The 14333-nt window shown below is 40.6% G+C and carries 12 protein-coding genes; all 12 read left to right on the forward strand.

The genetic code is table 11. The features are described 5' to 3' along the window. Positions 1–4 precede the first annotated feature (4 nt). The 12 genes from Q0794_RS05530 to Q0794_RS05585 all read left to right on the forward strand — a co-directional run bounded on the left by Q0794_RS05530 (position 5) and on the right by Q0794_RS05585 (position 14149). Complete coding sequence (locus Q0794_RS05530; RefSeq protein WP_298940743.1) at positions 5–1189, forward strand: cobalt-precorrin-5B (C(1))-methyltransferase; 1185 nt, start codon at positions 5–7, stop codon at positions 1187–1189. Beyond that, positions 1186–1989 (forward strand): precorrin-6A/cobalt-precorrin-6A reductase, encoded by an 804-nt coding sequence (locus Q0794_RS05535; protein ID WP_298940744.1) that lies wholly within the window; start codon positions 1186–1188, stop codon positions 1987–1989. Before Q0794_RS05530 ends, Q0794_RS05535 begins: the two co-directional genes overlap by 4 nt. Further along, on the forward strand, positions 1979–2620 hold the full coding sequence (locus Q0794_RS05540; RefSeq protein ID WP_298940746.1) for a precorrin-8X methylmutase: 642 nt from the start codon (positions 1979–1981) through the stop codon (positions 2618–2620). Before Q0794_RS05535 ends, Q0794_RS05540 begins: the two co-directional genes overlap by 11 nt. Further along, positions 2620–4029 (forward strand): precorrin-6y C5,15-methyltransferase (decarboxylating) subunit CbiE, encoded by a 1410-nt coding sequence (gene cbiE, locus Q0794_RS05545; protein ID WP_298940747.1) that lies wholly within the window; start codon positions 2620–2622, stop codon positions 4027–4029. Before Q0794_RS05540 ends, cbiE begins: the two co-directional genes overlap by 1 nt. 14 nt (positions 4030–4043) lie before the next feature. Further along, complete coding sequence (cobI, locus tag Q0794_RS05550) at positions 4044–4805, forward strand: precorrin-2 C(20)-methyltransferase (protein WP_298940748.1); 762 nt, start codon at positions 4044–4046, stop codon at positions 4803–4805. Continuing rightward, complete coding sequence (locus Q0794_RS05555) at positions 4802–5581, forward strand: cobalamin biosynthesis protein (protein WP_298940749.1); 780 nt, start codon at positions 4802–4804, stop codon at positions 5579–5581. Before cobI ends, Q0794_RS05555 begins: the two co-directional genes overlap by 4 nt. A 95-nt stretch (positions 5582–5676) precedes the next feature. Further along, the gene (cobJ, locus tag Q0794_RS05560; RefSeq protein ID WP_298940750.1) at positions 5677–6462 is read left to right on the forward strand and encodes a precorrin-3B C(17)-methyltransferase; all 786 of its coding nucleotides are present in this window, start codon (positions 5677–5679) and stop codon (positions 6460–6462) included. Positions 6463–6474: 12 nt separating this feature from the next. Further along, complete coding sequence (cobM, locus tag Q0794_RS05565; RefSeq protein WP_298940752.1) at positions 6475–7281, forward strand: precorrin-4 C(11)-methyltransferase; 807 nt, start codon at positions 6475–6477, stop codon at positions 7279–7281. Further along, positions 7265–8365: a cobalamin biosynthesis protein CobW gene (gene cobW / locus Q0794_RS05570; protein WP_298940753.1), complete on the forward strand. Its 1101-nt coding sequence runs from the start codon at positions 7265–7267 to the stop codon at positions 8363–8365. Before cobM ends, cobW begins: the two co-directional genes overlap by 17 nt. 6 nt (positions 8366–8371) lie before the next feature. Beyond that, positions 8372–12178 (forward strand): cobaltochelatase subunit CobN, encoded by a 3807-nt coding sequence (gene cobN, locus Q0794_RS05575; protein ID WP_298940755.1) that lies wholly within the window; start codon positions 8372–8374, stop codon positions 12176–12178. After that, a complete protein-coding gene (bluB, locus tag Q0794_RS05580) occupies positions 12175–12828 on the forward strand; it encodes a 5,6-dimethylbenzimidazole synthase (RefSeq protein WP_298940756.1) in 654 nt (217 codons plus the stop codon). Before cobN ends, bluB begins: the two co-directional genes overlap by 4 nt. Positions 12829–12913: 85 nt before the next feature. After that, positions 12914–14149 (forward strand): sirohydrochlorin chelatase, encoded by a 1236-nt coding sequence (locus Q0794_RS05585; RefSeq protein ID WP_298940758.1) that lies wholly within the window; start codon positions 12914–12916, stop codon positions 14147–14149. The last annotated feature ends 184 nt before the right edge of the window (positions 14150–14333 follow it).

Genomic DNA, 14333 nt, shown 5'->3' on the forward strand with positions numbered 1-14333 from the left:
GTTTATGTGGCCTGAATCGAGCGAAACAGAACAACCATTACGTAATGGTTTAACAACAGGAAGTTGTGCGACAGCTTGTTGTGTTGCTGCTGTACGCTCGTTATTGGCAAAAAAACAACCCAACAGTGTTGAAATTACCTTACCGCGCGGAGAACAAGTTGATCTGGATATCATCAGTTATCAACCTATTGATAATGGTATTCGTACTAGCACCATTAAAGATGCTGGCGACGATCCTGATGCGACTCATGGTGCGACCTTGTTTGTTGAATTACGGTTAACTGCTGAACAAGGTATTAAATTTAAAGCCGCAGAAGGTGTGGGGACAGTGACTCGAGAAGGCTTAGTACTGGCCATCGGTGAGCCTGCTATCAATCCTGTGCCCCGTAAAATGATGGTCGAGCATCTTGAACATTATGCGCTAGCTTATCAATATAACGGTGGTTTTGAAGTGTCAGTGGGCATTGAAAATGGCGAACAGATTTCTCTGAATACCATGAACAGTCGTTTGGGTATTCTTGGTGGTTTATCTATTTTAGGCACAACTGGTATTGTGCGTCCTTATTCTTGTGCTGCTTATATTGCTTCCATTCATCAAGGTATCGATGTTGCTCGTGCCAATAACTTTACTCATTTGGCTGCTTCGACAGGTGTTGCTAGTGAGCATGCCATTAAAGCATTTTATCAAATGAATGAAGTGAGCTTAATTGAAATGGGTGACTTTGTTGGGGCAATGTTAAAATATTTACGCCGTGAAAAAGTCGATCCAAAAACAGGTAACCGCATTCAAAAACTCAGTATCAGTGCAGGTTTTGGGAAGTTAACTAAACTTGCAAATGGCCATTTAGACTTAAATAGTCGTCAATCGAGTATCGATTTTCAGCAATTAGCTAATATTGCAAAATCCTTAGGTGCGTCGCAAATACTTCAACAGCAAATACTAGATGCGAACACCACTATTGAAGTGTTAAATAAAACCAAAGAAGCTGGATTAGATATTGCCACTGTCGTGTGTGTTGAAGCCTTAAAATTTGCTAAAAGTATTGTTCATGAATCTATTGAAGTAGAGGTTTGGGCCGTTGATAGAAAAGGCTTATTTGTAGCGAATAGTTACAATGATCGCTTTGATAAAAATGGACATCAGATTAAAATATTAGACGAACAATTAAAGAGTGAAGCAAAACAATGAAAGTGTTAGTCATTGGTGGCACCGCAGACGGGCGAAAACTGGCGACTCAATTATATGAGTTAGGTTTTGATGTAGTTTACAGTATTGCTGGGATCGTGCGTAAAGCAACGGTACCAGGGCCAGTTATTAGCGGTGGCTTTACACAATTTGGCGGCTTAGAAAAATACATAACCGACAACCAAATAACTCACCTAGTTGATGCAACACATCCCTTTGCTGAAAAAATGAGTCATACCATTGCACAAGTCACTGATCATTTATCTATTCCTGCAATACGCTTTCATCGTAAGCAGTGGCTTAAAACCGAAAATGATCATTGGATTGAAGTGTTAGCGTGGCCAGAATTAATTGAAAAAGTAGCGCAACATCAGTCTTTGTTTATGACTGCAGGGCAAATCTCCCAAGATATTATCGATCAGCTAGCCAAACAAGCCAACCATCTATTACTGCGCACAGCGATGCCAGCAAGAGCAATTTTACCAAGCAATGTTACTTGGCTAAAAGCGATCGGGCCTTTTTTGTTAGAAGATGAGCAACAGTTACTTCAAACATATAAAATAGATGCCATTATTAGTAAAAATAGCGGTGGTGAAGCTACCTACGCAAAAATACAAGCGGCTGCACAAGCGGGTATTCCCGTTTATCAATTTAAACGCCCATCGCTGCCACCATTACAATATGAATTTGATAATGCCGCTGATTGTATCGACTTATTGCAATCATGCTTAGCTGCGTCTAAATTGCCTAAATCTGCTTTCGCGACTTCTGCCGCATCAACTGAGTTAAAAAATGAAATTTGATTATATCCACGATCCGAGCTTGATCGAGAATGAAAGCTTTCGCCAAATTAGAACCTTAACAGACCTTGACCATCTATCAATAGAAGCCCAACAAGTGGTGATGCGTGTCGTACATAGCGTTGGTATTCCTGCAGTTGCTTCACAGGTTAGGTTGAGTGAACACGCTTGCCAATCAGGTATTGATGCGTTGAAAAAAGGGGCAGCAATCTTGTGTGATGTGGAGATGGTTAAACAAGGCATCACTAAACGAATGATTAAAACAGACCCGTTGTGTTTTTTAAACGCAGAAGGAGTGCCTGAGCGCGCAAAAGCAACGGGCGAAACTAGAACCATGGCTGCATTAACGTCGTGGTTACCTTATTTAGAAGGGAGTGTCGTGGTGATTGGTAATGCGCCCACTGCCTTATTCCGTTTATTAGAAATGATTGACCAAGGTGCGCCTAAACCTGCTTTGATCATCGGTATGCCTGTCGGATTTGTCGGTGCCGCTGAATCTAAGCAAGCATTATGGGATGTTCACCAAGAGTTAGGTATTGAATGTATTACTTTATTGGGGCGAGAAGGTGGCAGTGCGGTATCTAGCGCAAGCTGTAATGCCTTATTACGTTGTATCAAAGGAGAGTTGTATTAATGAATATCGTTAAAAAATTAATGGGAATGTTTGGGGTGAAGCTTGATAGCAGAGCTAAATCATCGTCTAAATCAGTGCGTGAAATCGCAGTGATTGGTTTAGGCGTAGCTGAAAATGCCATGCTAAGCGATCAAGCTTTATTAGCATTACAATCAGCAGACTTAGTGATTGGATCTGAGCGTCAATTAAAAACCTTAGAAAAGCATTTAGCGATTCAACCTCAAATAGAAACGTTAGGAGAGGGAGATCAGCAACAAGTTGAGCCTCAATTAATCAGCTTGCCTCCAAGAACTGAAATAATCCCCAAACTAAAAGAACTAAAAGCGTTAATAGAAACAGAGAAAAAAGTGGTTGTGTTGGGGTCTGGCGACCCGCTTTACTATGGTATTGGCACCTGGATTAGTAAACATTTTAATGACGCAACGGTACGTTTCTTTCCTGCTGTTTCTAGCATTACTCAAGCATGTCATAGCTTATCAATTGCGCAACAAGATGTGCATGTAGTGAGTTTACATGGTCGTCCGTTGGCTAAGTTAAAAGTAGCTTTGAAAGCACAGCAAACGTTATTGTTATTAACTGACAAAGATAGCTTACCGCATCACCTTGCAGCGGTTTGTAAAGAAACGGGATTTACCGAAGCAGAAATCATTGTATGTGAACGCCTTGGTTACACTGAGCAAAAAATATCTCGTTTCACTGTTCAAGCATTATTAGAGGCTGAAGCCGAAGAGAGCCTGCAGGAGTTTGATGCATTACATGTGTCTTTTGTTATCTGCGGCGCAAACAAAGGTTATTTACCTGAATTTCCGGGGATTAAAGATGCTGATTTTGAAACCGGTGAATTAGGCTCAAAAGGGATGATCAGCAAGCGTGAAGTACGTTTAGCGATTTTGTCATTATTACAACCAAGTAAAAGAGACGTTATTTGGGATATCGGTGCTGGTTGTGGTGGTGTGTCAGTTGAGATGGCTTATTGGCAACCTAAAGCTAAGATTTATGCGATTGAACATAACCAAGAACGATTCGATTGTCTGTTAGCAAATAAGCAGAAATTTGGTGTGGTCAATAATTTAAAAAGTACTTTTGGTCGCGCACCAGAAGCGCTAACTGGTTTACCGACACCTAATAAAATCTTTATTGGTGGCAGTGATGGCGAATTAACCGAACTATTGGAGACACTGTGGACAAAACTACCTGAAGATGGGCAAATCGTTGTTTCCGCTGTGATGGAAAAAACGAAGTCTCAACTACTTAGTTTCTATACCAAACGAAGTGTTGCTGAAGACAGTCAATCAGAGACATTACAAGTTGCTGTTAATAAAAGTAGAACCTTAGGCGGGCAGCTTGCTTACAATCCTGCTTTATCTGTTAGCTTATTTAGCTTTATCAAAAATACAACACAGAAATAGTAAAGGAATAGAAAATGAATGATCTTGCTTCAACAGTCCCAAACGGCCTCTTTATTGGTGTAGGCGTTGGCCCTGGTGATCCAGAATTACTGACCTTAAAAGCATATCGTGCGATTCAACATGCAGATGTTATTTGTTATTTAGAGAATGAATCAGGGCAATCGCAATCACTGGATATCGCTGTAGAAGCATTAAAAGATCCGATTAAACAACAACTGCATTTAGGCGTGCGCTTTGCGATGTCACGTGAACGTGTGGCTGCGAATGCTGCTTATGATAAAGCGATTGGTCAGATACATGCGCAGCTTAAACAAGGAAAAACAGTGGTGTTTCTTTGCGAAGGTGACCCATTGTTTTTTGGCTCTTTTACGTATCTGTTAGAGCGTTTAGACAGTCAATACGCATCAAAAGTTATTCCTGGTATTCCAGCCTTTGCAGCGGCAACGGCTGAATTGCAATTACCGTTAACTGTATTAAAACAATCTTTTGCAGTGATCACGGGGCGCCACAGTGATGCAAAAATCAAAGCGGCCTTGTTAGAACATGATGCAGTGGTGATCATGAAAGCGGGTATTGAACGACCTCGTTTGCTTACGCTACTAAAAGAGACTAAACGATTTGATGATGCTAATTACTTAGAATACATCAGTCGCGATAAACAAAAAATAATTCGCGATTTAAATGATTTGGAAATGTCAGCAGGCCCTTATTTTTCATTGTTTGTTATTACTCGACAGGAAATACCTAAAGAAGCTAATCAGGATGTGAAGGCATGATTAGAATTATCTGTTTAACAGAAGTTGGATTACAACTAGCAAGACGTTTGCAGTACCTTTTAAAAGTTGAGCAATCAACGCTGAAAAACAGTGAAATTTACTTCAAACCTGCTCCTTTTAAAGAGTCAGTGCAAGATTACTTTCAACAAGGTGATTCTTTGATTTTCATTTGTGCCACCGGCATCGTAATGCGCACGTTAGCCTCTGTGATTAATGACAAATACAAAGATCCTGCTGTTTTGGTGTTAGATGAACAAGGGCAGTTTGTGATCCCGCTGTTATCAGGTCACGAAGGTGGGGCGAATGAGTTAGCAAGGCAAGTGTCTGTTTTATTAGAAAACCAATTAGTACTAACGACTGCAAATAGTTATCTAAAGCCAGTTTATGTAGTCGGAATGGGATGTGAACGACATTGCCCTGAAATGGTTTTAAAAGGTTTGTTAGATGAATGCTTAATTAAAGCGGGTTTAACGATTAATGATATCAGCGCGATTACTAGCATCGATATTAAAAGTGACGAAGTGGGCTTAATCGCACTAGCGGATACCTTACAAAAGCCTTATTTAACGTTTGATGCGAAAAACTTAAGTACCATGGAAGAACGACTTTCTACAAAGTCTGATTATATTTTAAAAACGGTTGGCGTGTATGGCGTAGCGGAATCTGCTGCTTTATACCAAGCTGAACAGCTAACCAATAACGGTAGTGAACTATTACTGAAAAAACATAAAAATAAACAAGTAACCTGTGCCATTGCCAGAAGTTATAGCTTGTAGTGAATGGCTATGTTTCATTGAAATAGCTAATAGACACAGCGAATAGTCGCTAAAAAGAATTAAACTTAAAACGTGTAATATTAAAAGAGAGAGTCATGAATAATAAGAAACAACTTTTTGTTGTCGGTATGGGACCGGGCAATGCGGATTTAGTCGCACCAAAAGCATTAAAAGCCGTTGAGCAAAGTACTGATTTAGTCGCTTATGGACTCTATTTAGATTTGTTAGGTGCACCCTGTAATAATAAAGTACACCATGATTTACCGTTAGGTGAAGAGATTGGACGCGCTCGTTTAGCATTAGATTTAGCCGCAAGTGGTAAAACGACTTCATTGATTTCTAGTGGCGATATCGGTATCTACGCAATGGCAACCTTAGTATTTGAATTGTTAGATAGACAATTACAAGGCCTTGAAAATCATCCAGAATGGTTAGAGGTTGAAATTGATGTGGTACCCGGTATTTCTGCAATGCAAGCTGGCGCAAGCCGCATAGGCGCTATGTTAGGCCATGACTTCTGTACTGTTAGCTTATCTGACCTTCTGACACCTTGGGAAACTATCAATAAGCGTATTCACAGTGCAGGCGAAGGTGATTTTGTTATCTCTTTTTATAACCCTGTTTCTAAAAAACGTGACTGGCAACTTAACCATGCGCGTGACGTGTTATTGAAATATCGTCCTGCTTCAACACCGGTTTTATTAGGTCGTCAATTGACCCGTGAAGATGAATCTATCCGTATTATTCGTTTAGATGAACTCGATGCTAAAGATGTAGATATGTTTACCTTAGTCAGCGTAGGTAACAGCGAGTCTCGTCATATCATCAACGGCGATAAACATTGGGTTTATACACCCCGCGGCTATAAAAAGAAATTATAGAAAGGAATTATTATGAAAGTTTATTTTATTGGCGCAGGGCCGGGTGATCCTGAATTAATGACGATTAAAGGGGCGCGTTTATTAAAGCAGTGTCCAGTCGTGTTGTATGCAGGATCGTTGATCCCACGTCAAACATTGCAAGATGTTGAAGACTCAGCTGAGCTGATTGTTGATACTGCGAAGATCAATCTTGATGAAATGGAAACGTATTTTTTTGAGGCGTCAAAAGCAGGTAAAGATGTCGCGCGTTTACAATGTGGTGACCCTGCATTATATGGCGCGATTGCTGAGCAAATTCGACGTTTAGATAAACATGGCATTGATTATGAAGTGATTCCTGGCGTGAGTGCAACGGCTGCTTCTGCGGCATATTTAGGTAAAGAGTTAACATTGTCAGGTGTATCGCAAACGGTGATCATGACGCGTTACGAAGGTAAAACACCTTTCCCTGAGCGTGAGCGTTTACCGCAACTTGCGCAAAGTGGTGCAACGTTAGCGATTCATTTAGGTATTACTAAAATCCGTAAAATCGTGGCTGAGTTAATTCCACATTACGGTGAAGATTGTCCTGTGGCTGTTTGCTATCGTAGTTCTTGGCCTGACCAAGATAAAGTCACGGGCACATTAGCAGATATTGCGGAAAAAGTAGAAGCGAAAGGCTTCAAATTAACGGCATTGATCCTGGTTGGTCATGTATTAGACACCACCAATTTTGAAGATTCATACCTGTATAAAAAAGATAAACCGAATATTTTCCGTCGTCGTAAAAACACACTTTCCATTGAAGAATTAGAGGCTCAAGATGTCAACAGCAAATAACATGTCGTTTAAAAAAATCCCCACTACCGTTGTGACTGGTTTTCTTGGAAGCGGTAAAACAACATTACTGGCTAACTTGCTTAAAAAAGCCAAAGGCAAACGTATTGCCGTGATCATGAATGAATTTGGTGAGTTAGATATCGATTCAGAACTACTGCGAAGCTGTCCACTTGAATGTGATGATGAAGATGAAGCCGCGGTATTAGTCGGTGGAGATGACGGTATTTACGAACTCGCTAATGGTTGTATTTGTTGTACGGTAGAAGAAGAATTTTTACCGGTAATGAAAAAATTGGTTGAACGTCGTGATCAAATTGACCATATCTTAATTGAAACATCTGGCCTTGCGTTACCTAAGCCGTTAGTACAAGCGTTTAACTGGCCGGGCATCAAAGAATACTGCACCGTAGATGCTGTTATTACTTTAGTTGATGGCCCTGCAATTGCAGCGGGTCGTTTTGCCGCTGATGAAGATAAAGTAAAAGAGCAACGTGCCCTAGATGAAAGTTTAGATCATGACCCAAGCTTACAAGAGTTGTTAGACGATCAACTTAACTCTGCTGACTTAGTGGTCGTGAGTAAAAGTGATTTATTAAACGAAGAAGAGCAAGCGCGCGTTAAAGCGGTAATAGAAAAACGTGTACCAAGTTCAGTTAAAACAGCTTATATCAATAATGGTGATGTACCACTTGAAGTGTTAATCGGCATTAATGCGGGCACTGAAAAAACCATTGATAAAGTGCATAACCACCATGATCATCATCATGCTCATGGTGCACATCATGACCACGCACATGACCATTTTGATTCAATGGTGATCAGCTTAGGTACTGTTGATGCAGATAAGCTTAAACAAAGTGTTGAAAAACTATTAAACGAGTTTAACTTATTCCGTATTAAAGGTTTTGCTGCTGTTGAAAACAAGCCAATGCGTCAAGTATTACAAGCCGTTGGTAAACGTTTAGAAGTACATTTTGACCGTTTATGGGAAGCAACTGAAACGCCAAAAACAGAATTAGTGTTGATCGGTAAAGGCTTAGATGAAGCCGCAGTGAAAGCTATTCTAAAAAGCGCTGAGGTTTAATCGTTAATGCACCTTTTAGCAGCACAACCAGGCGGATTTGTTGAACAGGAGGGGATTGTAGATTTAGCACAATCTCCCGCTCCTTTAGTCGTGTTCAGCGCAGCCGATAGTCAATTGACTGCACTTTCTGCAGGATACGAAGCAGCGGGGTTGCAGCAAGCAAGTGAAACACACACTTTAGCTGAAACGCGCTTAGTGAATTGGACTAACTTACTAAAGCCTGCTGCTTTTGACCTTTATGAAGATAAAGTGCTAGGGCAAGCGCAAGTCGTGGTGGTGTCGTTATTAGGTGGCAAAGCTTATTGGCAATATGGTGTGGAAGGGCTAATACGTTGGTCAAAAGAAGCACCTAATCGCCATCTTATTTTAGTACCCGGTGATGATAATATTGACCCTGAGTTGATTGAGTTATCTACCGTATCAGAACAAGTTCAACATCAAGTATGGCGTTATTGTCGTGCTGGTGGCATTGATAATAGTGCTCAGTTATTTATATTTTTGAATCAGCAATTTTTTGACCTTCGTACTGATTGCGCTGACCCTGCTTTTTTACCTGTTGCGCAGTTTTATCATCAGGACAGTATTCAATGGCAAACAGGTCAGCAAGTCGTCGCGCTGCTGTTTTATCGTAGCCATTTACAATCGGCTAACTGCCAGATGTTTGATCAGTTTATTCAACTTATGTCAGACAATGGTTTGAATCCATTGCCAATAGTGATCAGTTCATTAAAAGATCCACAAGCAATGAAAGTGGTGAATACGTTATTAGTCGAGCATGATTGTCGTTTAATTTTAAACAGCACCGGCTTTGCCTCTAATACTGTCAGTACACCGGGGTTAAGCTCTCAGCCAAATAGTTTTACGCGTTTATTTGATGTGGATATTCCCATCCTACAACTAGTGCTTTCTAGCAGTACACTAGAAGACTGGAATGATTATAAACAGGGTTTAAGAAGCCGAGATATCGCGATGCAAGTGGTCTTGCCTGAAATGGATGGCAAAGTATTAACCCGCGCGATTAGCTTTAAAAGCGAAGCATTTTTTGACGAAAAAACACAAATCTCATTAGTACAGTATCAATTACATACGGAACGTGCACAATTTGTTATTGAACTGGCTAAAAAATATATTCAACTTTCTCAAACGGCTAACCAAGATAAACGCATTGCCTTAATCTTAGCGAACTATCCCACTAAAGATGGACGAATAGGTAATGGCGTTGGGTTAGACACGCCAAATTCGACGGTGAATATACTACATAAATTAAAAACTGCAGGTTACCCAATTGGTGACGTGCCAGAGAACGGTAATCAACTGATTGAGCAACTATTACAATCAGTAACCAATAACCCCAATACGTTACACCATTTAGCCTGTTGGCAAAGCCTGTCGCTAACGGACTATAAAAAACACTTCGCAGCGCTACCGTTAGTAAGTCAGCAAGCGATCACCGAACGTTGGGGGCAACCCGAAGATGATATTAAATGCCGTGATGGTCGTTTAATGATTTCAGGTATTCGCTTAGGTGAAACCTTTGTCGGTATTCAGCCCGCGCGTGGTTTTAATATTGATTTATTAGCAAACTATCACGATCCTGATTTAGTGCCGCCGCACAATTATTTAGCGTTCTATTTTTGGTTACGATTTACTTATCAAGTGAATGCGGTGATTCATGTCGGTAAGCACGGTAATTTAGAATGGTTACCGGGCAAAGGCCTCGCGCTTTCTAATGAATGTTGGCCTGATGCGGTACTCGGTCCAATGCCGCATTTTTATCCGTTTATTGTTAATGACCCCGGTGAAGGTGCGCAAGCTAAACGCCGTACACAAGCTGTGATTATTGATCATTTAATGCCGCCAATGGCACGCGCTGAAACTTACGGCGACATGGCTGAACTAGAAGGGCTGGTGGACGAGTATTATCAAGCACAAGGCTTAGATACTCGCCGTGAAGTCTGGTTAAGAGAGCAAATTTTAGAAAAAGTACAAAGCACCAATATCTTAGATGAATTAAATGAAGCGGCCCGTGGCGATGATAATCAAGTACTAGAAGAGTTAGACACGTACTTGTGTGATATTAAAGAAGCACAAATACGCCATGGCTTGCATATTTTAGGTGAATTGCCAGAATCGCATAAAGTCGCGAACACCTTAATTGCTTTATTACGTTTACCGCGTGGGGAAGGGCAGATTAACCAAGGTATTTTACATTGTTTAGTGAATGACTTTTCACTGCAAATTGACGGTGAACCGTTTGAGCCGTTAAGTGCAGGTCGTGAACCTTGGTCTGGCGTGAAACCTGATTTACTAGCGAATATTGATGGATCACTTTGGCGTAGCACTGCTGATACTCGTGAACGTTTAGAGTTATTGGCGTTACAGTGGGTACAACAGTATTTATTGGCAGACAACGACTTAACCGAATTGATCGCGTTTCCTGCTACTTATGCATTATTAGTGTATGCACAAAGTACTATTCATAAGGCATTACAACAAAGTGTCGAAAACGAGTTAAATGCCATTATTGATGGGCTTGATGGTAAGTTTATTGAAGCAGGACCAAGCGGTGCACCAACACGTGGTCGTTTAGATACCTTACCAACAGGTAGAAATTTCTACTCCGTTGATAATCGTGCTATCCCGTCAAAAGCCGCTTGGGTATTAGGGCAACAATCGGCTCAAGCCTTGATTCATCGTCATTTGCAAGAACATGGCGATTACCCTAAACAACTTGGTTTATCGGTGTGGGGCACCGCAACCATGCGCACTGGCGGTGATGATATTGCACAAGCTTTTGCATTGATGGGGGTGAAACCTATTTGGGCGCAGGGTAGTAATCGTGTGGTGGATTTTGAAATTATTCCATTCCAATTATTGAATCGTCCAAGAGTCGATGTGACCTTAAGAGTCTCCGGTTTTTTCCGTGATGCCTTTGCGAATGTCATGGCACTTTTTGATGCAGCGGTCGTTGCGATTAGTGAACTCAATGAACCGGGTAATGGTAATTTAATCCAACAAAATATTAAACAACGTGAAGCACAATTGATTGCCGATGGCATGACGATCGGTGAAGCTAAACGAGAAGCAAGCTATCGTGTATTTGGTTCTAAACCGGGTGCTTATGGTGCAGGGTTACAAGGTTTAATTGATGAACGTTGTTGGGAGCAAAAAAGTGATTTAGCAGAAGCCTATTTAAATTGGGGCGGTTACGCCTACGGCAATAGTGATAAAGATGGTGTACAGGCCAAAGAAGCCTTTTTGCATCAACTAAGTAATATTGAAGTCGTGGTGCAAAATCAAGATAACCGTGAACATGATTTATTAGATTCTGATGACTATTATCAATTTCAAGGTGGCATGAGTAATGCGGCACAAGTGTACTCAGGCAAAGCGCCAAGCATTTATCATAGTGACCATAGTAATCCAAGTAAGCCGGTGATCCGTACATTAAAAGAAGAATTAAACCGAGTGATTCGTTCGCGTGTTTTAAATCCAAAATGGATTGAAGGAATGCGTGAACATGGTTATAAAGGCGCCTTTGAAATGGGAGCAACAGTTGATTATCTGTTTGCTTATGATGCGACCACTGATTTGATTGCAGATTATCAATATGAACAAGTGACTGACACGCTACTGTTTGATGAGGTTAATCAGCAATTTTTAAAAGATAATAATCCACACATTATGGAAGAGATGGCAGAACGTTTAATGGAAGCGGCGCAACGTGGTTTATGGCAAGCACCTGATGAATATCAAGAAAAGCTACAAGACTTGTTGTTACAGTGTGATGAGATGCAGGAAGCTAAATCATGATAAGTGAACATAGTTATAGCCAACCTGAAAAAGAAGCAGTTTATCGTGTGATAAAAGAGCGGCGTGATATGCGCCATTTTAGTCAACAGCCACTTGAAGATGGGTTGTTATTACGCTTATTAACCGTGGCGAATCAAGCGCCGAGTGTCGGATTAATGCAACCTTGGCGCTTTATTCGAGTGACGAATGCGCCATTAAAAAATGACATTAAAAAACTCGTAGAAGCAGAGCGTGTCGCAACAGCTAATTTATTGGATGAACGTAAAGGTGAATTCTTAAAGTTAAAAGTAGAAGGCATTTCTGAATGTGCAGAACTGATAGTGGTGGCATTGCCTGACGGTCGTGAAAAGCATGTCTTTGGTCGTCGTACTATGCCTGATATGGACTTAGCCTCAGTTTCCTGTGCTATCCAAAACATGTGGTTAGCCGCGCGAGCAGAAGGGATTGGATTGGGATGGGTTTCATTATTTGAACCTATTCAACTAGCAAATTTATTGAATATGCCAGAAGACAGTCGACCGATTGCTATTTTGTGTATCGGACATGTTGAAAAATTTTACGAGAAACCAATGTTAATTGAACAGAAATGGGGTGAAGCCGCTCCAATTGAAGATTTTTTGTTTGAGAATAGTTGGCCAGAAAAAGTATAAAGTTAACGTTGCTGTTTTCATTGCTATTGGTACCATGGCAGCCAAATCAGCTCAGCATACAACCAGATAAGAAAAGAGATTTAAAATGAATGAACAAGTAGTTAAGAAAGGCATTATGGTGTGTGGTCACGGTAGCCGTGATAAAGACGCTGAAATGGAATTCTCATTAGTGGCTGAAGGGTTAAAAAAACGTTTTCCTGACCTGCCTGTTGAATATGGATTCTTAGAGTATTCAGCGCCGAACATTCACATGGGTTTAAACAGCTTGATCAACCAAGGTGTTGAGCATATTTATGCTGTGCCAGGTATGTTATTTGCTGCAACTCATGCTAAAAATGATATTCCTTCAGTATTAACTACTTTTGAAGAAAAAAATGAAGGCTTAGAGGTCAGTTACGGTAAAGAGTTGGGCCTACAAGACCCAATGATCAATGCATTCCAAGCTCGTATCTATGAATCATTAGGTTTAGACGCTGATAACCCACCCGCTGAATTATACGATACGATGTTGGTTGTTGTTGGTCGTGGCACTTCTGATACACAAGCGAATGCTGAAGCGGCTAAATTAACGCGTATTGTAAGTGAAAATATGGGGTTTGGTTGGGCTGATACGGTTTACTCAGGTGTGACTTATCCTTCAGTGGGAGTGGGCCTTGAAAAACTAATTAAACTTGATTACAAACGTATTGTGGTTGCGCCTTATTTTCTATTTACAGGTCGTTTAATCAAACGTATTTCTGGCTATGTTGATAAAGTTGCAAAAGAAAATCCTGAGATTGAGTTTATTAATACACCTTATTTACGTGACCATGACAAAGTAATCGATGCATTTGAAGTACGTGTTCGTGACATCATGGATAATACACCCTCGAGTGAAGAAGATTTAATGGCGATATTCAAGCGTCGATTAGCTGCTGGCGAAATTGATGTGCATCATCACCATGCGGAATACCAAGATCCTGAAGCGTCGCATAGTCACGATCATGGCGACACTAAAGAACACAGTCACGATACTCATTCACATGACCATAGCCATTCACATGACCATAGCCATTCACATGATTACGCGCACAAACATGAAGATCATTCTCATGATCACTCACACAGCCACTCGCATGACCATTCACATAGTCATAACGAACCTGAGCCGCATAGTCATGGTGTTTACAAACATATCGCTCACCCATTAGGGCCAAGAACGATGATTGGTGAAGGGATCTGTTGTTGTTTCATGGGGCAATTCCCACAATGGTTATTGGACGAAGAAAAAGAGCGTATTGATAATGGCGTTCAAGGTGAAGCGTTAGCACACAGAAAATAATGGTGTACTAATCAACTAGTGAATCTAATAAACAGTTAACAACAATGCTTGATAACTATTTACTAGAAATTAAGCACCGTATATCATTATTTTATACGGTGATTTTTTACTATGGTTTAAATGACATTTGATAACTTATTCTATACGCTCAATAGCTTATATAATTTATATAGCTTAAGCAGCT

This window comes from uncultured Psychromonas sp. (genome assembly GCF_947489755.1).
Classification (GTDB): Bacteria; Pseudomonadota; Gammaproteobacteria; order Enterobacterales; family Psychromonadaceae; genus Psychromonas.

What these genes read in the sequence shown, in the direction of transcription:
- Q0794_RS05530 (WP_298940743.1), top strand. Translation starts at nt 5, where the DNA reads ATGTGGCCTGAATCGAGCGAAACAGAACAACCATTACGTAATGGTTTA.
- Q0794_RS05535 (WP_298940744.1), top strand. Translation starts at nt 1,186, where the DNA reads ATGAAAGTGTTAGTCATTGGTGGCACCGCAGACGGGCGAAAACTGGCG.
- Q0794_RS05540 (WP_298940746.1), top strand. Translation starts at nt 1,979, where the DNA reads ATGAAATTTGATTATATCCACGATCCGAGCTTGATCGAGAATGAAAGC.
- cbiE (WP_298940747.1), top strand. Translation starts at nt 2,620, where the DNA reads ATGAATATCGTTAAAAAATTAATGGGAATGTTTGGGGTGAAGCTTGAT.
- cobI (WP_298940748.1), top strand. Translation starts at nt 4,044, where the DNA reads ATGAATGATCTTGCTTCAACAGTCCCAAACGGCCTCTTTATTGGTGTA.
- Q0794_RS05555 (WP_298940749.1), top strand. Translation starts at nt 4,802, where the DNA reads ATGATTAGAATTATCTGTTTAACAGAAGTTGGATTACAACTAGCAAGA.
- cobJ (WP_298940750.1), top strand. Translation starts at nt 5,677, where the DNA reads ATGAATAATAAGAAACAACTTTTTGTTGTCGGTATGGGACCGGGCAAT.
- cobM (WP_298940752.1), top strand. Translation starts at nt 6,475, where the DNA reads ATGAAAGTTTATTTTATTGGCGCAGGGCCGGGTGATCCTGAATTAATG.
- cobW (WP_298940753.1), top strand. Translation starts at nt 7,265, where the DNA reads ATGTCAACAGCAAATAACATGTCGTTTAAAAAAATCCCCACTACCGTT.
- cobN (WP_298940755.1), top strand. Translation starts at nt 8,372, where the DNA reads ATGCACCTTTTAGCAGCACAACCAGGCGGATTTGTTGAACAGGAGGGG.
- bluB (WP_298940756.1), top strand. Translation starts at nt 12,175, where the DNA reads ATGATAAGTGAACATAGTTATAGCCAACCTGAAAAAGAAGCAGTTTAT.
- Q0794_RS05585 (WP_298940758.1), top strand. Translation starts at nt 12,914, where the DNA reads ATGAATGAACAAGTAGTTAAGAAAGGCATTATGGTGTGTGGTCACGGT.